Source organism: Nocardia sp. NPDC059236 (assembly GCF_042754085.1).
GTDB lineage: Bacteria > Actinomycetota > Actinomycetes > Mycobacteriales > Mycobacteriaceae > Nocardia.
Genome location: NZ_JBHZAF010000008.1, coordinates 242,977 through 263,430, shown reverse-complemented (window position 1 = coordinate 263,430; position 20,454 = coordinate 242,977). Strand labels below are relative to the sequence as shown.

General features: G+C 65.7%; 21 protein-coding genes and 4 pseudogenes. 18 read left to right on the top strand and 7 right to left on the bottom strand.

Annotation, left to right across the window (positions count from 1 at the left end; all coding sequences use genetic code 11):
• Positions 1-89: 89 nt before the first annotated feature.
• The 3 genes from ACFXIV_RS22735 to ACFXIV_RS22725 all read right to left on the bottom strand — a co-directional run bounded on the left by ACFXIV_RS22735 (position 90) and on the right by ACFXIV_RS22725 (position 2,036).
• Positions 90-245: a hypothetical protein gene (locus ACFXIV_RS22735; protein WP_379396011.1), complete on the bottom strand. Its 156-nt coding sequence runs from the start codon at positions 243-245 to the stop codon at positions 90-92.
• Positions 246-837: 592 nt separating this feature from the next.
• Positions 838-1,254: a hypothetical protein gene (locus tag ACFXIV_RS22730; RefSeq protein WP_379396013.1), complete on the bottom strand. Its 417-nt coding sequence runs from the start codon at positions 1,252-1,254 to the stop codon at positions 838-840.
• Between the two features lie 332 nt (positions 1,255-1,586).
• Entirely contained in the window at positions 1,587-2,036 is a 450-nt protein-coding gene (locus ACFXIV_RS22725) for a MarR family winged helix-turn-helix transcriptional regulator (protein WP_379396015.1), read from the bottom strand.
• A 112-nt stretch (positions 2,037-2,148) separates the two neighbouring features.
• Here ACFXIV_RS22725 and ACFXIV_RS22720 point away from each other — a divergent pair, with 112 nt between their 5' ends.
• The 8 genes and pseudogenes from ACFXIV_RS22720 (at position 2,149) to ACFXIV_RS22685 (ending at position 8,497) form a co-directional block, all read left to right on the top strand.
• Positions 2,149-3,081 carry an alpha/beta hydrolase gene (locus tag ACFXIV_RS22720; protein ID WP_379396017.1) on the top strand — a complete coding sequence of 311 codons (933 nt, stop codon included), beginning with the start codon at positions 2,149-2,151 and terminating at the stop codon, positions 3,079-3,081.
• A gap of 205 nt (positions 3,082-3,286) precedes the next feature.
• The gene (locus ACFXIV_RS22715; RefSeq protein ID WP_379396019.1) at positions 3,287-3,685 is read left to right on the top strand and encodes a hypothetical protein; all 399 of its coding nucleotides are present in this window, start codon (positions 3,287-3,289) and stop codon (positions 3,683-3,685) included.
• Between the two features lie 170 nt (positions 3,686-3,855).
• Positions 3,856-4,086: pseudogene (locus ACFXIV_RS22710) on the top strand (helix-turn-helix domain-containing protein); the annotation flags it as partial.
• A gap of 433 nt (positions 4,087-4,519) precedes the next feature.
• Positions 4,520-4,678, top strand: a complete 159-nt coding sequence (locus tag ACFXIV_RS22705) for a hypothetical protein (protein WP_379396479.1) — start codon at positions 4,520-4,522, stop codon at positions 4,676-4,678.
• A 1,381-nt stretch (positions 4,679-6,059) separates the two neighbouring features.
• Complete coding sequence (locus ACFXIV_RS22700; RefSeq protein WP_379396020.1) at positions 6,060-6,251, top strand: hypothetical protein; 192 nt, start codon at positions 6,060-6,062, stop codon at positions 6,249-6,251.
• 264 nt (positions 6,252-6,515) lie between these two features.
• Positions 6,516-7,163, top strand: coding sequence for an MspA family porin (locus ACFXIV_RS22695; protein WP_379396022.1), 648 nt, complete (start codon positions 6,516-6,518; stop codon positions 7,161-7,163).
• Positions 7,164-7,249: 86 nt separating this feature from the next.
• Positions 7,250-7,879 (top strand): hypothetical protein, encoded by a 630-nt coding sequence (locus ACFXIV_RS22690; RefSeq protein WP_379396024.1) that lies wholly within the window; start codon positions 7,250-7,252, stop codon positions 7,877-7,879.
• 318 nt (positions 7,880-8,197) lie between these two features.
• Positions 8,198-8,497 carry a hypothetical protein gene (locus ACFXIV_RS22685; RefSeq protein WP_379396026.1) on the top strand — a complete coding sequence of 100 codons (300 nt, stop codon included), beginning with the start codon at positions 8,198-8,200 and terminating at the stop codon, positions 8,495-8,497.
• 128 nt (positions 8,498-8,625) lie between these two features.
• Here ACFXIV_RS22685 and ACFXIV_RS22680 read toward each other — a convergent pair whose 3' ends face one another.
• On the bottom strand, positions 8,626-8,772 hold the full coding sequence (locus tag ACFXIV_RS22680; protein ID WP_379396028.1) for a hypothetical protein: 147 nt from the start codon (positions 8,770-8,772) through the stop codon (positions 8,626-8,628).
• Between the two features lie 1,313 nt (positions 8,773-10,085).
• Positions 10,086-11,126: an alcohol dehydrogenase catalytic domain-containing protein gene (locus ACFXIV_RS22675; RefSeq protein ID WP_379396030.1), complete on the bottom strand. Its 1,041-nt coding sequence runs from the start codon at positions 11,124-11,126 to the stop codon at positions 10,086-10,088.
• 770 nt (positions 11,127-11,896) lie between these two features.
• Here ACFXIV_RS22675 and ACFXIV_RS22670 point away from each other — a divergent pair.
• The 8 genes and pseudogenes from ACFXIV_RS22670 (at position 11,897) to ACFXIV_RS22635 (ending at position 16,984) form a co-directional block, all read left to right on the top strand.
• The gene (locus tag ACFXIV_RS22670; RefSeq protein ID WP_379396032.1) at positions 11,897-12,448 is read left to right on the top strand and encodes a Chromate resistance protein ChrB; all 552 of its coding nucleotides are present in this window, start codon (positions 11,897-11,899) and stop codon (positions 12,446-12,448) included.
• Positions 12,449-12,479: 31 nt separating this feature from the next.
• A complete protein-coding gene (locus ACFXIV_RS22665; RefSeq protein ID WP_379396034.1) occupies positions 12,480-13,094 on the top strand; it encodes a phosphatase PAP2 family protein in 615 nt (204 codons plus the stop codon).
• Positions 13,091-14,299 carry an MFS transporter gene (locus ACFXIV_RS22660; RefSeq protein WP_379396036.1) on the top strand — a complete coding sequence of 403 codons (1,209 nt, stop codon included), beginning with the start codon at positions 13,091-13,093 and terminating at the stop codon, positions 14,297-14,299. The genes ACFXIV_RS22665 and ACFXIV_RS22660 overlap by 4 nt, the downstream gene beginning before the upstream one ends.
• 159 nt (positions 14,300-14,458) lie before the next feature.
• Positions 14,459-14,777 (top strand): annotated as a pseudogene (locus ACFXIV_RS22655) (transposase family protein); the annotation flags it as partial.
• A 154-nt stretch (positions 14,778-14,931) separates the two neighbouring features.
• Positions 14,932-15,276 carry a YciI family protein gene (locus ACFXIV_RS22650; RefSeq protein ID WP_379396038.1) on the top strand — a complete coding sequence of 115 codons (345 nt, stop codon included), beginning with the start codon at positions 14,932-14,934 and terminating at the stop codon, positions 15,274-15,276.
• 2 nt (positions 15,277-15,278) lie between these two features.
• Positions 15,279-16,517 carry an RNA polymerase sigma factor gene (locus ACFXIV_RS22645; protein WP_379396040.1) on the top strand — a complete coding sequence of 413 codons (1,239 nt, stop codon included), beginning with the start codon at positions 15,279-15,281 and terminating at the stop codon, positions 16,515-16,517.
• Positions 16,518-16,640: 123 nt separating this feature from the next.
• Positions 16,641-16,787, top strand: a pseudogene (locus ACFXIV_RS22640) (hypothetical protein); the annotation flags it as partial.
• Between the two features lie 32 nt (positions 16,788-16,819).
• Positions 16,820-16,984, top strand: a complete 165-nt coding sequence (locus tag ACFXIV_RS22635; protein WP_379396042.1) for a hypothetical protein — start codon at positions 16,820-16,822, stop codon at positions 16,982-16,984.
• Positions 16,985-17,032: 48 nt separating this feature from the next.
• Here ACFXIV_RS22635 and ACFXIV_RS22630 read toward each other — a convergent pair whose 3' ends face one another.
• Positions 17,033-17,617: a TetR/AcrR family transcriptional regulator gene (locus tag ACFXIV_RS22630; protein ID WP_379396043.1), complete on the bottom strand. Its 585-nt coding sequence runs from the start codon at positions 17,615-17,617 to the stop codon at positions 17,033-17,035.
• Positions 17,618-17,658: 41 nt separating this feature from the next.
• On the opposite strand from ACFXIV_RS22630, the gene ACFXIV_RS22625 reads away from it, so the two are divergent.
• On the top strand, positions 17,659-18,960 hold the full coding sequence (locus ACFXIV_RS22625) for a carboxylesterase family protein (RefSeq protein ID WP_379421322.1): 1,302 nt from the start codon (positions 17,659-17,661) through the stop codon (positions 18,958-18,960).
• 64 nt (positions 18,961-19,024) lie between these two features.
• A pseudogene (locus ACFXIV_RS22620) lies at positions 19,025-19,249 on the top strand (ATP-dependent DNA ligase); the annotation flags it as partial.
• A gap of 125 nt (positions 19,250-19,374) precedes the next feature.
• Here the strand turns inward: ACFXIV_RS22620 and ACFXIV_RS22615 are convergent.
• Entirely contained in the window at positions 19,375-20,358 is a 984-nt protein-coding gene (locus tag ACFXIV_RS22615; protein WP_379421321.1) for a LysR family transcriptional regulator, read from the bottom strand.
• Between the last annotated feature and the right edge of the window lie 96 nt (positions 20,359-20,454).

Below are 20,454 nucleotides of genomic sequence, written 5' to 3'. Positions count from 1 at the left end.
GGCATTCCCAACCTTCGAAGCAGTTGACATCCCGATTAGGAATCGTTCCCGATTGCCCTCCCGGGCCTGCTAGTTCGCTTCTGTCTTGGTCAGCGACCATGCAGGCGAAGACGGCATCCGACAGGCGCCGCTTCAACGCCCGCAATGCTTCCATCGAGGTCTTGCCGGCCAGGCACTTTGCGGTCGTAGTAGGCGCGACCGACGGTGCGATGCCGGAGTTGGACCACGGCCATGATGTGCAGCACCCGGTTGATCTTGCGGTTGCCCGAGCGGGAAAGCCGATGCCGATGCTAGTCTCCGGAAGAGGCTTCCAGCGGTGCGGACGGTTTCCCCCGTCGCGGACCAGCCGGTGGGCCAGGTGCCGGCCGATGCCGTTGCAGCCCTCGATTGCCCACACCCGGTCGGTGAATCGTCGGGCGGTGGAGAGCATTTCGCTGTAGCCGGGCCTGTCGGTGCTGTATCTTCCGCCTGCCAGGATCGCTGCGGTCTGGTCGATGATTTCGATGGTGGCCGAGCGTTTGTGCGGATCCATCCCGATGAGGACGGTCATCGCCCGTTCCTCCCGACCCAGGTCTTCGGTGTCCGTGCACGGGGAGGGCACCGCTACTTCGAGCCAGGGCATGCCCCTTTTCAGCCACTCCCGCACGGCACCCGGCGGGAGGCAAGCCATCAGAGAGCCACACCGGTCACGCTGGCGGGCAGCCGAATTGGAGCGCATCCCACCGGGCACCTGGACCAGACCCTGGCCCCGACCCAGCCCTACCACCATTCTCCAAGTAGCCGAATGGCGCGCATAGCATCGCCCGGGACCGGGATTCGACGCGATGGGTCTGGCGCCTAGCGCGTGAAGCCGGCCTCGTGGTCGGCGGCCTCGATTTGGTCATGAAAACGTTTGTGAACCCAAGCGCGCTCACCGAGAAGGGTCATCTGCCCCCATCGTCCGGAGACCGGGCCGAGCGGTGTATTGCGAGGGATGGTGCCGATAAGGCGCACAGACTTGGCGCCGCCGGACAGTTTGCTGCTCTCCAGCACATAGATGGCGTCGGGAGTGACTGCTACACAGCGGTATTTGATCCAGAACATCGTGAGCCCGGTGAGATAGGTGATCACGAACAGGGCGAAGCTCGGCGCGGTCTGGTAGATGAACGCCTGCCGGATCATGCTCCCGGAAGGCAGGAACGGTGAAGAACTCTCCACCAGATCCTTCCGAGGCCCCGGGTCGTCGCGCACGAGACCGTCCGATCTGTCGGTCATGAACAATTCCTTCCTGCCTACTTTGAAGCTCAGCGCGAATCCTCGCCCCGCTCAACATCCTGACATGCCGCTGACCGCGCTGATCGAACCGGTCGGTGCGCGGCGCCGGCGGTCGGAACCTGTTGCGGCGCAAAATGTCCGCTGCTGCCGAGTTGAGTGCGGTTGGTCAGCGCTTCTCGAGTTCGTCTGCTCGCTGGCGGAGATCAGCCGCTATGGTGTCCCACTCGGGCCCGGATCGCGCAATGACAGAACCCCCGATTTCTTGGTCAGCGTGATTGGTCCCCGGCAAGCTCGTCGGCATCCAGCGAGCGATCCGATAGCCCCATGAGCGGTTAGCGCCGTGCCGAAGCCGGTGTCGAAACAGCCACGCTACGGAGTTTCGCGAGGCTACGCTGCAGCTCGGCCGCTTCGGCCGGAGAAAGCACAGCTCCGACGGCGTCGGCGAACGCGCGGTCCAGTACCGTGTTCGCCTGCGCGAGCAGCTCTTTCCCCGCGGGAGTCAACTCGATGATCGATGAGCGCCGATCACCCGGATTGGCCCGACGGACACACAAACCCTGCGCCTCGAGCCGGTCCACTGCCTTGCTCATGCCGCCGACGGTGACCAGCAGCCGGTCCGCCAAGTCGTGGACCCGGGCCGGATCTGTCGCCGCGATCGCGCGCAGCGTGTCGTACACCCCAGCCGAGGTACCCAACTGCTCTCGCAGCCGCGCATCGGCCAGATTCCACAACCCGATCTGCGACCGGACCAGGTCATCGAACAATTGCCGCATCTCGGCCATGTGACACACCCCACTCTCGGCAATGTGCATTACCAGGAATTATCTCAACATGAAGACAAGTTCTCGGTAATGCTACCGCGAGACGTTCCATCCGGACCGAGAGGATCGACCAATGAGCAAGGCGCAGCGCGAAGCCGTCCACCGGCTGGTGCGCGACACCCCACTGGATTTCACCGCCGACCTGACGGTAACCCGGTCGCTGTTCGGCGAATTGCAAACCGCCACACCGCTTTCCGACGATGTGCGGCTGAAGGAATCAACACTGGGCGATATCCCGGTCGTCGAGATCGACATCGCGGGCATCGAGACCGACGATGTCGTGCTGTATTTCCACGGCGGTGGCTACGCCGCCGGATCCGCATTCGGCGGTGCAGGATTGGCCTCGGATATCGCGCGGCGCGCACACGCCCGCGCCATCGCGGTGGAGTACCGCCTGGCTCCCGAACAGCCCCACCCCGCCGCCACCGACGACGCCCTGGCGGCCTACGGCGCTCTGCTCGACAGCGGAGTACCACCCGAGCGTATCGCCTTCGCCGGTGAATCCGCAGGTGGCGGGCTTGTTCTGGCCACGCTGCTGGCCGCGAAGCAGGCCGGCCTCCCCCAGCCCCGCGCTGCTGTCGTCATGTCCCCGTGGGTGGATCTGACCAATACTCGCGTCAGCCGTGCCACCAGAGCCGCCGCCGACCCAGCGCTGACCCCGCAGGATCTAAAAGCCTGCGCCGCCTACTACGCCGGTACGGCCGACCCCTCCGATCCGCTCATCAGCCCGCTGTTCGGCGATCTCGAAGAGCTGCCGCCGCTGCTCGTTCAAGTGGGCGGTGACGAAATCCTGCTCGACGACTCCATCGACTTCGCCGCCCGCGCCGCCGCAGCCAATGTATCCGTTCACCTGGACGTGACCCCCGAGGTTCCGCACGTCTTCCAAGGCATGGCCGCCATCCTCGACGAAGCAGTCTGGGCATTGGACCGAGCCGGGGTCTTCCTTCGCTCGCAATGGATCACGCCCACCCCGACACCGAGCCTGAACCCGGGCAGCAGCCACTGACCAAACCATGCGCCCACGTCTCATTGTGAACGTACTATTTTGCCGCATTTCGCGCTGACCGGACCGGTCAGCGCACCGCGACGGAAGATCAACTGGCCGTGGCCATCCGAGGCCGGCGGAACGTCCGCAACTAGCCGAGCTGCTGCGGCTGGGACTGAAGCCGCCGATACAGATCCGGTGGCAATCGTGGTGGAGAATCGGCCAGATGAGCAGATTCGCTGAGGTCATCGTTCTCGGCCGAGATGCTGAACAACTCATGCACCACTTGACCGTTCGAGATGACGAGCGTGAATGGCATCAGTGCTTCACGCCGGTAGGCGATGCGATGTTCGAGGGCACCAATCGTGCAACACACGAGTGCTACGCCTGGGTGATTCAGTTCCGCCGCCATAACTGGACTGGCCTTTTGGCGCATCTGGAATCCCCTGATTGGCCCGACCCGCACTCGGTCCAAGTCCTCGTCCACGACGAAGTAGACAGCTGCTTCGGCCTCTGGATGATCTATGACGGCAAGCTCTGCGAGGTTCAGCTACCCCGGACACAGCGTCTGGAATTCCGTTCCTCGGTCACGGGCGTCCTCCTGCGGACGGACCACGAGGACTGACATCGCGCTACCTACCGCCCACGCAGGCAACGTACTGTCATCAGTGCATACCGCGCTGACCGAACCAGCCAGCGCCGGCATCGGAAGATCAGCCGGCCGTGCCGATCCGGCTGTCTTCGCGGATGTTCCTTGACCCTGCCACCGTGTGAGGGTCAACACTCGAAGGCGTCATGTTCACAATCGGAGACTTCGCCAGGCATGGACGTGTTTCCATCCGCATGCTCAGGCACTACGACGCCATCGGTCTGCTGCGCCCTGCGCACGTGGACCAGTCCAGCAGCTACCGCTTCTACGCGGCGGCGCAGCTGTCCCGGCTCAACCGGATCGTCGCGCTGAAGGGCCTCGGCTTCACACTGCAGCAGGTGCAGACGATCCTCGACGAGGACATCAGCACCGATGAGTTGCGTGGGATGCTGCGACTGCGACGCGCCGAGCTGGAAGCGGCCCTGGCGCAGGCGGCGTCGGGCCTGGCCCAGGTCGAGGCGAGGCTCCGGTCGATCGAGAATGAGGGTTCCATGCCCCAAGAAGACGTCGTAATCAGGCAACTGCCCGCGGTCCGCCTGGCTGAGCTGAACGCGACGGCCACGAGCTTCAGCCCTGACGAGACCGGCCCGCTCATCGGCCGGCTCTTCGACGAGTTGCGCCGACGGCTCAACTCCGCCGGAGTCGCTCCGATCGGCCCCCGCACCGTCTACTTCGAGACCCCTGACGAAGGCGACTACGGGATCGTCGTGCACGGGCCTCCCTGTCCCCGAGGGAATCACCGAGGACGCGGACCTTCAGATCGTCTCGCTGCCCCCGGTGGAATGCGCCGCCACGATCGTGCACCGCGGCATGCCATACAGCTTTCTGAGCACCAGCCAGCTGCTCGTCCGCTGGGTCGATGCGCACGGCTACCGGTTCGACGGGCATGCGCGGGAGGTCATGCTCAACTCCTCGGAGAATCCGGACGAGTCGGTGTCCGAGCTGCAGGCACCAGTCGTCACGACCTGACCTCGGCTCGGGAAATGTGGCGGGCTGGAGTCTGAGAATCCACACCGATCCGTACACCTTCGACGTGACGAACGCCGGGAGCGATATCGATGCTCAGACCTAGAATATCGGTGGGGATGCACCGGGGGGATGCGCCGGCGGTGGGGGATTCACCGGCGGTGGGGGATGCAATGGCGGTGGGGTGGTGGTGGTTGGCGGAGGCGGCGTATGTCTCGCCTCCGGACCGTCGAAGGGCCGGACCAGGATGTCAGCACGACCCCGGGAGTCCGGGCTGATATCCGCGCAGGTGCCAAGGTTGCCCCCGCACAGTTCGCCAGAGAAACTGCTGGGTACCTGTGGGAGTTCGACGGTCGGCGTATTCGCCGATGCACCGAACGCGATCACTGTCGCGGCTGCAAGGGATCCGAGCATGACGGTGGTAGTCCGGAGAATCTTCGGCGGATGCACTGACCGACTGCGGTGACCGCCACCGTGTTTGTATTGTCCAGCCGTCCAGGTGACGTGGCGGGCAGTCAGCTCGTGCCGATGTATCAGCTCATGCTGGTGTGCGGGGTCCTGTGACCAGGAGTCACTGTCGCGAGATGTCGTCATGTGTTCTCTGCGGCGATTTCGGGACATAGCCCAGCACAGGCAGTGGCCGAGCGCTCTGGTGGCCGAGCGCTCTGGTGCTGTCAACCGTTGCCGGTGGGGCATGACCGGCGTAATCATGAGCAGCTCCTGATGCGTGAACCGACGCAACTCGCGCGGTATCGACCTGTTGATTGTCTCCCGGCACGATGCCCCGGAAACAGGGCAATTCGGCTCCTGCGTACAGAGCAGAGAAGGCGTTGATCGGGCCTGCGCGCCTACGATATTTCGTGGTCGCCTCCCCTCCGGCGGGTCATCTGCGGAATGCATATCCACCCGCCCGGTTCTTTTTCCGGGAGGCTGGGCGGGGCCACAGACAGATCTGCCCGGATCGATGAACGCCCATGCTTGCCGGCACCGTTCGGGATGCGTACCGGCGACCGGTGTTTCACAATCTTTGCTTACCGGCGTCTTCTCCGGCACCGGTGGCAGCCCGGCTCGTGTGGTGCAGGCCAGGGTTCGGCCGCCACGCGGAACTGCTGCACCCCTTGTCACCGGCGGCGACACGCATACCCTCCAACCGGTGACCGGGCACCCGCGCGCGGGGGCGCCCCGGCGCACTCGGGCAGGCACGCATCCGAGGGGCTGAGGTGGCCTGGACGCACCCACGCCCAGGCCACACCCCCGACCGCTGATCGTGTGCGATGAGCCAAATACTTGATGGATCGAGAACTGTTGGGGCACAGACTATTTCCGGGTGTGCGATATCGGACGCAGTGTGGCGAGGAACCCTTCCGCGCGGTGGGAGCAGCTCATGTCGATGACCCTGTTGGTGACAATCGCGATCTTCGCACCCGTGGTTGCGGTGGCCGCTGCCTACGCGACGGTCGCGGTGACCTGCTGGTGGGAAACCCGTCGCCGGACAACACGTCTGAGCGCGCCCACGTCGGTGAACGACATCCGGATCGAGGACGTGCCGGCGCGGCCGCGGATCCACTGGCCCTGACGCTCTGATCCGCTGGCCCCTGCCCCTTCACCGATCGACGTCTGTGTCCTGGTCGCCGCCCACCCGGGCGGGAGGGAGGCGGCTTCGGCGTCGATGTCCGTCGGGATCGACGCGGATCGACACCGGGTGCCCTGGTCGACACGCCTGGCCGTGACATCGCCTGGCCGGTGGCACCGTTTAGGCTTGCGAAGCGGTGTTCCTCCCGTGTGGGTTTGTTCCAGTGCTGTCGAGTTGCCTATCGTCGTGAACCGGAAGGCTCCAGGCATGCGAGGTTCGTTCACCGGCGCCCTGGCCGCTACGGTCGCGGCATATCTGGGCGTGGTGGGCCTGTGGGCCGGTGGCCCCGGACTCGGCCGCGCCCAGCCGCCCGGTGCGGATATTTCCGGTGGGGGAGTTCATGTGACGGCGTCGGTCGACAGCATCGAGGCGAACCCGCCCGGTGACCGGACACCGACCTTCCTCATGACGTTCTCGCATGCCGCGCAGATGTCCGGCGATTACTCGGTCACCGTCGACGGCGGCCCGATCACCTCTGGACAGGCGGTCGCGGGATTCATCCTCGGCTGCGGGATCAGTGTGGACGGCGGCTTCGGTGTCGAGATCGGCACCGATCAACGGCTGGGCGCGAGAATTCCCGGTCGGGTCATCAGGCCCGGTGTCATCGGGAATCTGGGCGTGGGCGAAGGCGTGTTCGCGAACGTGGGACCCGGCCAGGTCACTGTTGCGAGAACGGAGACGGCCCGCCTGGATGCCGCCACGACGTTCCCGCATCGCATCGCGTTCAACAATGCCGCGCTCAATATCGCCCAATGCGCCTCGCCGGTATCGGCCGTCCCTTTCATCACCACCACGGTGAGCACCGCTGAGAGGCTGGTGCAGACCACCGCCTACGGCGACCAGTTCACCTTCTGAAACGGCGGTTCGGTTGGAGTTGGAATCCTTTGCGTCACAAAGTGTCTTGCTGAACAGGCAATGCTCGCACGAAGGAGAGGTAGGACATGATGCCCGATATCCTCGAGCCGGCCGAGACCTGGAAGTTCGATGCTGGTCAAGCGCGGTTGTATCCCGCCGACGGCGCTGATCTCGTCGATCCGTTCATCATCGCCGCCGGTTCGATCCATAACCGGCCGAGCGATCTCGATGTTCTCCTCGAGGATGTCGCTAACGAGGGGTACTCGTTGCTTGCGGGCCTGCACGCCGCTGGTTACGACGTCATTCTGGTCGGATACAACAACGGTGCGGCCGATCTCGAGACCAACTCCTCGGTGATCACCGAAACGATCACCCTCGCCAACGATGTACGCAGTTCCGAATATCCGCTCACCGTCGGTGGTCTCGGGCGCGGCGCGCTGCTTGCCCGCTACGCGCTCGCGAAGTCGGAAACCGAAGGCGTCGATACTCGGACCGGGTTCTACGTGTCCTGGAACGGGACACCGCACCGGACCGAGGAAGGCGCGTTGATGGAGCGGGTGGGCTGGTGGCCCCGGATTCCGGTGAAAATCAAAGTGCGCTCCCAGGCCGAGGTCGATTGGTTCCCCAACGGTGAGTTCGATCGTGAACGCATCGACGACAGCGACGAGGTGATGACACAGAGCCTGGGCAGGTGGCTCATCAACACGATCAGCTGATCCCGGGCCATCCCCAGCAACAGCAACGACCGCAGCTCTTTACGGTGCGGTACTGCTCAGACCGAGTGGATCGAAGAGAGTGTGCACGAATCGAGGGTGGCGTATCTCGACGTGGCAGACCTCGTCACCGCGGGCGCACCCGGCTACAGGACCGCTCGAAGTCCGACGCCGTTGCGCCGGCGGATTGTTCGCATCGATCGTTTTCGAACACTCAGCGACGTGGGTGGACGGGATGGGGGCCGATAACGACCTCATCATCAGTCAGCCACGATCGGGCACCGACCGATTGAGAAGGCCGACCTGTTGGTATGCGCTGAGGTGTCGGCGCAGCACAACAACCCCCTGACCCTGCTGAGCCGATACGAGGGTCTCGCCCCACGTGCACTACCGCGCCGCTGCGGCGAGACCCTCGTCCATCCGATGTCGTCAGCGCGGGACACGTTTGTGCAGGGTGAGCAGGACGTGATCGAACGCCGACACCGTGGCCGGACCGCGGACAGCTTCGACTACGAGCACAGAGACTTCGACGGCCTCATCCTCGGCGCGGCAGCCGACTGGGACCCGCTGTTCCCCGAAGAACTGGGCACCAACATTATCGAAGAGACCATCGACCTGTAGGGCACGCGCCCCGCGGGTGCCGGACCGGTAATCGGCAGACGCCGGGCCCGCTCGACAGACGCTCGCCTCATCGGCGCCATCTACCGCTGCGAGTCGCACGAATCGGGGTAGGAAGCGGCGTATCTCGGCTACCAGGGCTGGGGTTCGGGCACCGCGGACCCGATCGCGACGTGTGCGAGAAACGCCGGCAGGTCGATGCCCACATGCTCGGTGACCTCACACAGCGCGTTGTCCAGTGCCGCCCGCGTGGACCCCGGCCGGGGGTGCAGCCGCACAATGGTGTCTGCCCAGCGGATTTCGACGTGGCATACCTGGTCACCGCGGGCGGACCCGGCGACCGGGCGCGGTGCACCGATGACGACGTGGGCCTCACTACGCAGCGGCTGACCCGGCCGCTGATGAACACCTGCACTCGAGCACTCCCCCTCGACCGATCATGCACGGGACCGTTCGATAGTTCGACGCCGCACGCGCTGCGGATTGCTCGACCCGGATCATCGACCGAGCAGGTCCATGCATTCACCACCACCAGAACCCGGCGCCCTCGCCGCGAGGCGCGCATCCTGCACATCATGGCGATCGTCCAACTCCGCAACCGCACTGCAGGCCGCGTCTACTACGACGCCCGCAGAGCCGGTGGGAAGACCTCGATGGAAACGTTGCGCGCGCTCAAACGCCGCCTGTCGAACACTGTCTACACCCGGATGCTCGCCGATCAGCAACGACGCGAACTGGCAGGCCCGGGAGGGCAATCGGGGACGACTCCTGACTCCAGCGCGACCGGCTCCACCCGCACACCGGTCCTTCGGACAAGCCACATCCCGGACCCACGGCTCGGCAACGAGACACGTCGGTGGAGCACGGTGCGGGCTTATCATCAGACGTGTCGGGAAATGTCAATGGACTCGGCAATCGGTGGGCCGGGTCCCTGTGACGAGTTCGCCGGAAGAAGGTAATGACGATGGCTAACAAGACGCGCCGAACTGCCACATGCCAGCCGCTCGCGAGGGCTGCCCTCGTTGGAGCCGCGATGGTGGTTCCAATGACGGCGGCGGTTCCTGCCGTGGCTGCGCCGACGCCTGTGCCCGGTGTGGTGCAGGACGCTTACCCGTGGGACGTCGGCGGTTGGGGCACTGGGGACTGGGGTGTCGGTGGCTTGGTCGATGGTTGGGGTAGTGGTGATTGGGGTAGTGGTGATTGGGGTAGTGGAGACTTGTTCGGTAGTAGCTGACCGAACCTATTTGCGCGGGATAGAGATTGGTCGGCTGGCGGCGAACCGGTTCGACCGCAGTACTTTTCGGCGGCCTTCGCCAATGGGTAGGTCTAGATCATCGGTGTCGCCGTGCCGGTGCAGACGAAGTCGAGGGCCTGGGTGTGGCCACCGGGATCACCCCGGCGGCTCGCATTGTCGCTCTCGTTTTGTCATGGTCATTCACACTTCCCGGCAGTGCTGATACCGCGCTGGCAGCCGCTGCCAGTGCGGACTCGATACGCCGCCGACGCCAGCCATTCACGGACAGAACCGCAACAGCGAAACCATCAACAAATGCGCGTAGTGGCCGCGTAGCGCGCGGCTCGAGCGCTGGTCTCAGTAGGTGATCACGGCGCGGAACCGCACAGCGCCGCCGGCCACGCGTTCGTAGGCGTCGGCGGCCTTCGCCAGCGGATAGGTCTCGACCATCGGTGTCACCTTGCCGGTGGCGACGAAATCGAGTGCCTGGGTGAGGTATTCGAAGCCGCCATGCGTCGCGCCGATGATCTGATTGCGATTGACCACGAAATTGATCCCGGTCTCCGGCCCCGGAATGACGAAATCGGTGTCGTGCGGCAGACCGACCAGCACCATCCGCCCTTCCGGACGCAATCCGTGCAGGCTGTCCATGGCCGCGCGGTTGGAGTTGCCGGTCATCAGGATGATGTCCGCGCCGCCCATCGCCTTCAGTTCTTCGCCGTCCGAGACCACCTCGTCCGCACCCAATTTCAGTGCGAGTTCCCGCTTGTCCGGTGAATGCGTCATCGCGACCGTCTCGAACCCGGCCGCCTTCGCATACTGCACCGCCATATGCCCGAGCCCGCCGATCCCCACCACGGCGACCCGCTCGTGCGGCTGCGGATTACCCGCGCGCAACGCACTCCACGTCGTGTAACCCGCGCAGGCGACCGGGGCAGCCAACTCGAAAGACAAGCCCTCCGGCAACAACACCGTGGCAGCCTCGGGCGCCGCGAAGTACTCGGCATGCCCACCCTGGACACTGAACCCACTGGTTTTCGGTGCAGCACAGCTCAAGCCGGCCACCCCACTGACCGGCTTGTTGAGCCGGCAGTACTCACATCGGCCGCACGTCTGCAGGATCCAGGTCGCCGCGACCCGGTCACCGACCACCCGCGAGTGCACCCCCTCGCCCACCGCGACGATCTCGCCGACCGTCTCGTGCCCGACCACCCCGGGCACGCCCGTCGGGATCACTCCGGTGGTGGACCAGATGTCGGTGTAGCAGATTCCGCTGGCCCGCACCCGGATCAATACCTCGCCGGGACCCGGTTCCGGCCTCGGCAGTTCACGCACCTCCCACATCGCATTGACTGCCGGGACGTAGGCGGCCCGCATTTCCGCTGTCTTTTCCGTCATGGTTTCGCACACTGTCCGACGGCGCTGGCAAAGCACTGTCAGCCGCTGCTCGCAGGGCAGTGCACGCTCATGCCGCGACCCGCGCGGACCGGACCGACCGCAGCACCTGTCGGCGAACGTCCTGAACTACCGGGTTGAGTACGCAGGCGACTAGCCTTCGGCGATCGAGGGTCACTCTGTCGGTCGCGTTCTTTAGAGTTGTCAGATTGCAGGACAATGACATCAGAGACTTCCGGAACGGGATCTGATCGCGCGCATGATGTGGCTGCTTTGGTCCGTGCAGTGATTGGTCGTGTGGTCGCCGACGGGCTCCGGCGTGAGTCGATGGTTGGGGCGTCTGCTGGTCGATGCCGGCACCGAAAAGTGATGCCCAAGCGACAAATCCGCGCAAACTCACAGCTGGGCGGGCCAGTCAGATCATTCCCGCGCCTCAGGTCACCCGGAATCCCTTCTGAGCATTGGAATGTGCCGGTCTGGAGTCTAAGAAACGACACCGACAAGTATCGGAAAAGTCGGTAAGGATTCTATTCCGACGACAGTGCAGGGACCGGGTGTGTCGAGTTGGGGTCTACCCCAAAACGACAGCCCTGGTTGCGCGTCTTTGGACACCGGGTCCGAATCGCATTCCTGCCGATGCGTGTTCGGGTTGCCCGAGTGTCGAGAACTGATCGCTTCCGATCCACAAATGCCACGCACCCCGCGCACGAGCGCCTATCGGCTATGTGTCGCCCGATACCAACCCGTAGGTAACGTCTGTTACATTTCATGTTGTGACGGCGAATCAGGCTGCGGCGCGGTGGCTGGTGTTGTTGGTCCGGGTGCCGGCCGAACCATCGCGGCATCGGGTGGCTGTGTGGCGTGAACTGCGCCGCGTAGGTGCTTTGCAAGTCGGCCAGGGCGTGTGGGTGGTGCCCGACGTTCCGGTGTTCGCTGACGGAGTCGCGCGGGTGATCGAGCTGGCTGCCCGCGGGACCGGTGAGGTGCTGGTGCTCGATGCCACGGGCCACGCCGACACCGACACCGCGCGGTTGGAGGCGATGTTCACCGCCGAGCGCGGTGAGGAGTGGGCGGAGTTCCTGGCCGATTGCGCCGGGTTCGATGCCGAGATCGACAAGGAGATCGCCAAAGCCAAGTTCACGATGGCCGAGCTCGAGGAAGAGGAGCAGAGCCTGGAACGGTTGCGGCGCTGGCATCGCGACATCAAGGCCCGCGACGTGTTCGGTGCCCCTGCGGCCGCCGAGGCCGAGCAGCAGCTCAAACACTGCGCCGATCGGCTGGCCGACTACACCGAGCGGGTCTTTCAAGCCCTGCACCAGATGTGACCGGCTGCTACTGGACCCCGAGGGAGCCTCGATGAGCGTGGATACGCGAATCTTCTACGACATCAACGACTTTGCCCGCGATACCCCGTGGTTGCATCCGATCGTGTCCGGCTACGCCAATGACGGTGTCGTGCTGTTCGCGGTGCTGCTGCTGGCCGGATGGTGGATCGCCCGCCACGACGCCGATCCCGCTGCGATGGTGGCGGCGGTGTGGGCGCCGCTGGGCATGTTGATCGCGCTGATGATCAACCAGCCGATCGCCGCCGCGGTCGATGAGACCCGCCCGTGTAATGCGTTGCACGACATCGTGATCCTGCACTGCAACACCGATGCCGGGTTCCCCAGCGACCACGCGGTCATGGCCGGCGCGGTCGCGGCCGGGCTGTGGCTGGTGAACCGGCGACTCGCGGTGCTCGCCGCCGTGGCCGCGGTCGTGATGACGTTCGCCCGGGTGTACATCGCCGCGCACTATCCTCAAGACGTCCTCGCGGGTCTCGCCCTCGGGGCCGCGGTCAGCCTTGTCGGGTTCTACCTGGCACGACCGCTCATGGCACGGTTGCTGGCCCTGCTCGCTCGTACTCCACTGCGCATACTGCTCACCGGCACCGCCGTCGAACCCGCTGCCGCGCAGCAAGAATCCCGATGACCGCTATCCCCGGTACCCGAACCGGTCCAGGCCGGGCACGGCTGCTGCCGCTGTATGCGGCCGGGTTCGTGACCGCGTTCGGTGCGCACAGCATCGCAGCCAGCCTCGCCGGATATACCGGACAGCAGCACGCGAGCCTGCTCACCTTGGGGCTGCTGCTGGCCGTCTACGACGGTGCGGAGGTGCTGCTCAAACCCGTCTTCGGAACGTTGTCCGACCGCGTCGGAGCGCGGCCGGTGCTGATCGGCGGGCTGGTTGCGTTCGCGCTCGCGTCCGCGGCGTTCGTGCTGGTCGGCAATCCTGGCCTGGTCGGTGTCGCACGATTCGGTCAAGGCGCGGCCGCGGCCGCGTTCTCTCCAGCCGCCGGGGCGATGGTCGCCAGGCTCACCCCGGCCGGCGCACACGGGCGCGCGTTCGGCAGCTACGGCGCGTGGAAGGGCCTGGGCTACACCCTCGGCCCGTTGCTGGGCGGCATCCTCGTCTCCATGGGCGGCTACGGCCTGCTGTTCACCGCCCTCGCGGTACTCGCCACAGCAGTCGCTGTGTGGGCGGGGGTCGTCGTGCCCGCCGTCGAGGTGCTGCCGAAAACCCGTCAGACCGTGCTGGATCTGGCACGCCGCCTCACCAGCGGCCCGTTCCTACGCCCCACGGCCGCCCTGGCCGGAGCCACCGCCGCGCTCGCGGTCGGGGTCGGATTCCTGCCCGCGATCGGTTCCCGCCACGGCCTGGGGCCGCTGGCCACGGGCGCTGTTGTGTCGCTGCTCGCCGCCACTGCCGCGCTCGTTCAACCACGCGCCGGGCGCGCCCGTGACACCGGACGGCTCCAGGATCGATCCGGTTTGGCAGCCGGGCTGCTGCTGGCCGCGATCGGGATCGCCATCGCCGCGGCCCTGCCCGGGACAGCGGGGACGGTGTGCGCTGCCGTAATCATCGGGGCCGGTACGGGACTCATCACCCCCCTCGGATTCGCGCATCTGGCCGAGACGAGCCCACTCGAACGGCTCGGCCAGACCATGGGTGCCGCCGAACTCGGCCGCGAACTCGGCGACGCCGGCGGCCCGCTTCTCGTCGGGATCGTCGCCACCGCCGCCACACTCGACACCGGCCTGCTCACGCTCGGCGCACTCCTCGCAGCCCTCGCCGCCGTGATAACCCTGACCACACGAGCAACCACCGTCGCCCACACCGATACCGGCGCCGCCTGACACCGCGAAAACCACGCCATCTACCGCTGCGAGTCACAACGGCCCTCACCTGGCAGGAGTGTTCGTGTTCGGCAGGCCATCGTTTTGCGAACGTGAACGGGAGCTGGCAACATCAAACGACCGCGGCGGCGAGCTCTTGTTTGCGTTGCCCAGCATGTGCACGACAGCAAGGCCGCCTGGATTTGGCAGATCATGCGCGAGCTCGCGCACTGCGGGCTGATCGTGCTGGCGGACAAGGGGATACCACGGCGTCGAGGGCCGGCTCACCCCGTACAAGGGACGCGACAAGCCCGAATCGCAGAAGCGGGCCAACCGCGCCCACGCAAGGCTACGCAGCCCCGGCGAACGCGCCAACGCCCAGCTCAAGACCTGGAAGGTGCTGCGAAAGCTACGCTGCTGCCCGTACTGGGCCGGGCAACTGGTCAAGACAGTCGACCTCCTGCAAGCCCGCGAGCTTCAAGCCGCAACCCGAGGCTGAAAGGGCTCACTGCACGACTCGTGGCCGATGCTGGCGCAGGGCATGGGCCTGACGATCTAGGAGATCGATTCCGGACCTGTCGATTCCGCGGTGGTCTGCGCGTCGAAGAGTTGAATGGTCCGAGAGGCGGACCGGACAGCGAGAGGACGGCATCATGGCGGAGTATCTGGTCTTGATCTACCAGGACGAGCGGTTGGCCGGGGACACCTTGTCCAGCCGGTCGGTGACGCAGGGGCATGCGGACTTCATGGCCACGAACCAGGCGGCGCTGCGCGGCGGAAACGCTGTGGAGTACAGCGATGCGGCGACCAGCATACGGCCCGACGGGGCAGGCGGGTTCGTCGTGACCGATGGGCCCTTCGCCGAGACCAAGGAGCAGATCGGCGGGTACTACCTGATCGAGGCGTCCGATTTGGACGAGGCGATCAGCCGCGCCAAGCAGATCCCGATGTCCGCGGGCGGCGTCGAGGTCCGGCCGATTCACGTATTCCAGCCGTAGCGATGCCCAGTGCCGCGGTAGCGGCGGCGGTCGCCGATGCGCACCGGCGCGAGTGGGCCTTCGTGCTCGCCGCGACGGTGCGCGTCACCCGCGACCTCGACGCCGCCGAGGAATGCGTCCAGGACGCCTACGCCCAGGCCCTGACCCGCTGGGAAAGCGCCGTGCCCGCCAAGCCGGCGGCCTGGCTGACCACGGTGGCGCGCAACCGCGCGCTGGACCTGCTACGCAGGCAGGCGACGGCGAAACGATCTCTGCCGCTGCTTGTTTCGGACGATTTCGACGACGACGTCGCAGACACCGTGGTCGCCGAGCGGGATATCCCCGATGACCGATTGCGATTGGTCAGCACCTGCTGCCACCCGGCACTGTCGCTCGAGGCTCAGGTGGCGCTGACGCTGCGGCTGGTGTGCGGGTTGACGACCACCGAGGTTGCGCGAGCATTCCTGGTGTCGGAGTCCACCATGGCGGCGCGAATCACCCGCGCCAAGAAGAAGATTGCCGCCGCGCGGATCCCCTATCGGGTCCCCGCTCCGGCAGAGCTGCCCGAACGGATCGACGCGATCTTGACGGTGGTGCACCTGCTGTACACGACGGGCCACACCGCGCCCCACCACGCCGAGCTGAGCCGACGCGATCTCACCACGCGCGCAATGGATCTGGCCCGCATGCTCCGCACCCTGCTGCCCGAGAATTCGGATGTGTCCGGGCTGCTGGCACTGATTCTGCTGACCGAAGCGAGGCGTCCGGCCCGCACCGACACCGACGGCAATCTGCTGCGACTGTCGGAACAGAACCGAAACCTGTGGGACCGCGGCGACATCGACGAGGGCATCGCATTGGTCCGAGAGTCATTGCGGCGCAGACCCGGCCGATACGCCTTGGAAGCAGCAATCGCGGCCGTACACGCGGAGGCACTCACCTACGACGACACGGACTGGCACGAAATCGTCGGACTCTACGGAGTTCTCGCCCAACTGTGGCCGTCACCGGTGGTGGCATTGAATCGCGCCGTGGCCCTCGGCCTGGCCGCAGGCGCCGAGTCGGGATTGGCAGCGCTCGACGAGCTGAGCACCGAGCCTCAGCTGGCCGGCTACGGATATCTGGCCGCAGCCCGCGGACATTTCCTCGCCGCGCTCGGCCGACCGACCGAAGCGCAGACGGCGTACGAGGAGGCCATGTTGCTCACCGACAACGAGGTGGAACGACGATTCCTCGCGGGCCGGCTGGCCGAACTGGGGTGAACCCGCGAACGGGGCCGCGGCCGACCGATCGGTCGCAGCGGGAAGACCGGCACCCCAGGCCCGCAATGACGCCGATTCGGGGTCGGCGATCAGCGTTCTCATCGCCGATGATTCGCGGCCGCCCACGGACGATGGACGGTGCCGCACGCGTACCCACCGGTCAACCGGGGCAGCGCATACTCGTCGACGTGGGTCGGGATCGACGGCGACGGAACCGTCGCGCAACCCTGCAGACGGCGGGATTCCCGCCTGGCACAGCGCTACAACTGACGCGGTGCCTGCAGGAATACGTCCTCGGTCACATGCTGGCGAAAGCTGGCGACAGCGCCGACCGTAGTCGCAAACCCGCACCGGACTCGCCCGACTACAACCTCCTGGCCGTTGCCGACGACGCGGCGGTGGGAACCGATCACTTCGACATCGCAGTGACAGCCCTGCTCGAGGGATTCGGCCGCCACCTCACATGACCGGAACTGGTGCGCGGGGAAACACTCCGCACTGGTCGGGGAAGGTTTTCAGTGGCGGGCCGTGTGGTTGTAGTTGCTGAGTGTCTGGTCGATCAGTTGGCGGGCTGCTGTATCCACGCGGTCGCTGTCGCTGGTGACGAGGCGGTCCAGGACCAGGCCGCGGATGCCGGACACGAGCAATGTTGCTGATGCTTGCGGGTTTTCGACCGAGGGATCGATACGCTGCAGAACCTGGGTGAGGGCGGACACCAGGACTTCGATGGCTGCCCGCGCGTAGGCCAGGTATGGGTCCTGTTGCACGGCTGCCTGCCCGAGGACCTGTAGAACGACGGTTGTGCTTCGTGTGGCAGCGCCGCTGGTGTTGGCGATCCAGCCGTCGAGTAGGCGCATGCGCAGGGTCTGGGCGTCGTGCACGTCGGCGAAGGCCTCGGTGATATCGGGGCGTTGCGTTTCCAGCGCTGCTATCAGCATTTTCTCCTTGGATCCGAAGTAGTGCACGAGCATCCGTGCGCTCGTGCCCAGTTCGGCGGCCAAAGGGCGTAGCGACAACCCGCTCACTCCGTGCTGTGCGATGTAGTCGATGACACCGCTGAGTATGTCGGCGCGTTTGACCTCGTGCGGGATCGGCTGCATCCGTTGACTGTAACGACTGTTCCATGTATTGATGCATCCATGTGTGTAACAAGTGTTTCACTATCGGTCGTGGCGATTCGCTCGCACCGACGGCCCGCCATGTCCTACGGCGGTGGGGCGTGAACACGGCAGGGATCGTGCGGATCGCGTCCATTCGATACGCGCGAGCGGGAAGGTTCGAACCCCCGCAAATGAGCACCGATACCGTCGCGTCGAGTAGTCAGATCTGTCCGCAGTTGCCGCAGCGTCTGGGGGCGGTCATGGGCACCTCGAAAGCCGAACTTCCGCAGGGCGAGGATTGCCTGAACCTGTCGATCACCACGCCCGGATGTGACGATGCGGCGCGGCCGGTGATGGTGTTCTTCCACGGTGGCGCCTTCAGCAGCGGCGCCGGCCTGTCGGACTGGTACGACGGCAGTGTCTTGTCCGCCGACGCCGATGTCGTGGTGGTCAGCGTGAACTATCGCCTCGGCGTGTTCGGGTTCCTGTGTCTGGACGGGGTCAGCGACGCGAACCTCGGACTCCTCGACCAGGTGGAGGCTCTGCGCTGGGTGCAGACCAACATCCGCGGCTATGGCGGGGATCCCAACAGGGTGACGGTGTTCGGGCAGTCCGCCGGCGCGTTGTCGATCCGTTTGCTCATGGAGATCCCCGCCGCGAGAGGCTTGTTCACCCGCGCCATCCTGCAGAGCGGACCAGCACCCCGACCAACCCGAGCACGACAGGACGCGCAAAAGATCGGCGAGATCTTCATCGAGAAACTGGGCGTCGATCCGCGTGCCGCCCCCGTCGCCGCAATGCTCGACGCCGCCGCCCGAACCGCGACGGAGCTGGCGTCAGCCGGTGGGGTCGCGTTACCGCCGTTCTATCCGGTCTCGGGCGCAGAACCGCTACACACACTGGGCGCGAGTCTCGCCGACAACGTCACCGGCCTGGATGTGCTCTGCGGCTGGAACCTCGACGACACCTCAGCATTCACCGCGACCGCCCCGGGACCGGAAACCCTCGAGTTGACCGAACAACTGCTCGCACAACCGGTGCGGGCGTTCGCGGCCGAGCTCGACGACGCGGGCGCCCGCGTGCACATCTACCGCTTCGACTGGCGCCCCGAGGGATCGGCGTTCGGCGCGACACACGGCGTCGAACTACCTCTGCTCCTGGGCACACGGCAAGCATGGCAACCAGCACCGATGCTCGGCACCACCACATGGACCGATATCGAGAGACTCGGCGCTCAACTACGCAGAGTCTGGGGCTATTTCGCACGAACCGGACACATCGACACCGAATCACCGACAGCCCTACCGATGATCTGGGGCCCCGGTAGGGCTGCTCCACGGTGAGAATTGCGCGATGGCGCGGTGAGCGACTGGGTTGCATCCGAATGGGGCTGCCGCACCAGCGCCGATGCTCGCCACGGCCGGGCCCGCTCCCGCCGACGACGACACCCGGTACGCCTACGAATGGAAGCACGACGGAATCCGCTGCCTGGCATGGATTTCCGACGGCGTATGCCACATGGTCAGCCGCAACGGCAACTCCCTCAACCCGGCCTTCCCCGAGATCTCCCCCACCCTGCTGTCGCTGGCGGCGGGGCGGGAGATGACCCACGACGGTGAACTGGTGGCCCCGGACTACGACGGGGTGCCGCCGAGCGCGCGGCATCGTCGATCGGAACGATCGTTTGCCGACAACACCGAACCCTCGGTAAGCAACGCGCGGATCGCGGTGCGGACGTTGGCCTCGGTGTCGAGTTCTCAATGGTCTCGGCATTGTTGTTCGACCATGTCTGCAAAGCTTCTCGCCAGCGGGCTGAGTGTTTCCCAGCGGCGGACGGCCCATCCGACGGTCAGTGGAGCAAGGAACGGTAAAGGCTGAAATCGCAGTGGCCGGTGCGAGGCGGCGGCGGAGTCGTATGGCAGCGAGGGAACGATGGCGTGGCCGACGCCGAGTTCGGCGAGCAGGACTGCGGTGTTCCAATCTGCGACACCGGTTTCGGGTGTCAGCTGGATTCCGAGTCGATTGAGGACGGTGTCGAGGTGGACACGCGATACTGCGTTGTCAGGTAGTTGGATGTGTCGGATCGCGGTGAGGTCGGCCGGTGTGATCGAGGGCCGGTCAGCCAGAGGGTCGTCGTCTCGGGTCGCCAGCACCCAAGGCAGGTCCATGACGGGGCGTTGTTCGATGCCAGGGATCGCGTCGGCGATGGTCACCCACGCCAGATCGACGAGGCCCTCGGCGAGGGATTCGAAGCATCGGCGACTGGAAATGATCGTTCGGAACTCGAGTCCGGCGTGGGGATAGCGTCGGCGGAAGTCGACGACGGCTTCGGACATGAAGTTGCGGATGGTTGTCGCTCCTGTGGTGATGCGAACCGAACCGGTTTGGCCACGGGCCATTTCGCGAAGTTGGCGTAGCGCCAGGTCCACACCGACGATGCCGTCGCGCGCTGCCGTATACAGCACGAGCCCTTCCGCGGTGGGGGTCACGCCGTCAGGTCCGCGTTCGAGCAGCCGTACGCCGGTGGCCTTTTCGAGCCGTTTGACGTGCTGACTCACCGCGGGCTGGGTACACGCGAGGTCGCGAGCGACGGCACTGAGGTTTCCGGCCTGACAGACCGCCACGAATACCCGGAGGTCATCGAAGGTCATCCGCATCGAGCCCACCGTAATGCGTGTCCGGTTCAAAGCTGAATCTTGGGGATTACCAAGGCAAACCGAGGATTGACCGGCTGCGCGCACGTCGCTGATGATCTTTGTGGGCCCAGGGCGGCAACCCGCCCCGCTTCTTCGGCTCATCCGGATCAGGGCGGAGCAGAGGGGGCGGGTGCCGACCCG

Bases quoted from the DNA above. Each gene is read 5' to 3' on its own strand.
- ACFXIV_RS22705 (WP_379396479.1), top strand. From the start codon at position 4,520: ATGCCATACAGCTTTCTGAGCACCAGCCAGCTGCTCGTCCGCTGGGTC.
- ACFXIV_RS22725 (WP_379396015.1), bottom strand. From the start codon at position 2,036: ATGGCCGAGATGCGGCAATTGTTCGATGACCTGGTCCGGTCGCAGATC.
- ACFXIV_RS22720 (WP_379396017.1), top strand. From the start codon at position 2,149: ATGAGCAAGGCGCAGCGCGAAGCCGTCCACCGGCTGGTGCGCGACACC.
- ACFXIV_RS22660 (WP_379396036.1), top strand. From the start codon at position 13,091: ATGACCGCTATCCCCGGTACCCGAACCGGTCCAGGCCGGGCACGGCTG.
- ACFXIV_RS22645 (WP_379396040.1), top strand. From the start codon at position 15,279: ATGCCCAGTGCCGCGGTAGCGGCGGCGGTCGCCGATGCGCACCGGCGC.
- ACFXIV_RS22690 (WP_379396024.1), top strand. From the start codon at position 7,250: ATGATGCCCGATATCCTCGAGCCGGCCGAGACCTGGAAGTTCGATGCT.
- ACFXIV_RS22695 (WP_379396022.1), top strand. From the start codon at position 6,516: ATGCGAGGTTCGTTCACCGGCGCCCTGGCCGCTACGGTCGCGGCATAT.
- ACFXIV_RS22630 (WP_379396043.1), bottom strand. From the start codon at position 17,617: ATGCAGCCGATCCCGCACGAGGTCAAACGCGCCGACATACTCAGCGGT.
- ACFXIV_RS22665 (WP_379396034.1), top strand. From the start codon at position 12,480: ATGAGCGTGGATACGCGAATCTTCTACGACATCAACGACTTTGCCCGC.
- ACFXIV_RS22715 (WP_379396019.1), top strand. From the start codon at position 3,287: ATGAGCAGATTCGCTGAGGTCATCGTTCTCGGCCGAGATGCTGAACAA.
- ACFXIV_RS22675 (WP_379396030.1), bottom strand. From the start codon at position 11,126: ATGACGGAAAAGACAGCGGAAATGCGGGCCGCCTACGTCCCGGCAGTC.
- ACFXIV_RS22700 (WP_379396020.1), top strand. From the start codon at position 6,060: ATGTCGATGACCCTGTTGGTGACAATCGCGATCTTCGCACCCGTGGTT.
- ACFXIV_RS22635 (WP_379396042.1), top strand. From the start codon at position 16,820: ATGCTGGCGAAAGCTGGCGACAGCGCCGACCGTAGTCGCAAACCCGCA.
- ACFXIV_RS22650 (WP_379396038.1), top strand. From the start codon at position 14,932: ATGGCGGAGTATCTGGTCTTGATCTACCAGGACGAGCGGTTGGCCGGG.
- ACFXIV_RS22730 (WP_379396013.1), bottom strand. From the start codon at position 1,254: ATGACCGACAGATCGGACGGTCTCGTGCGCGACGACCCGGGGCCTCGG.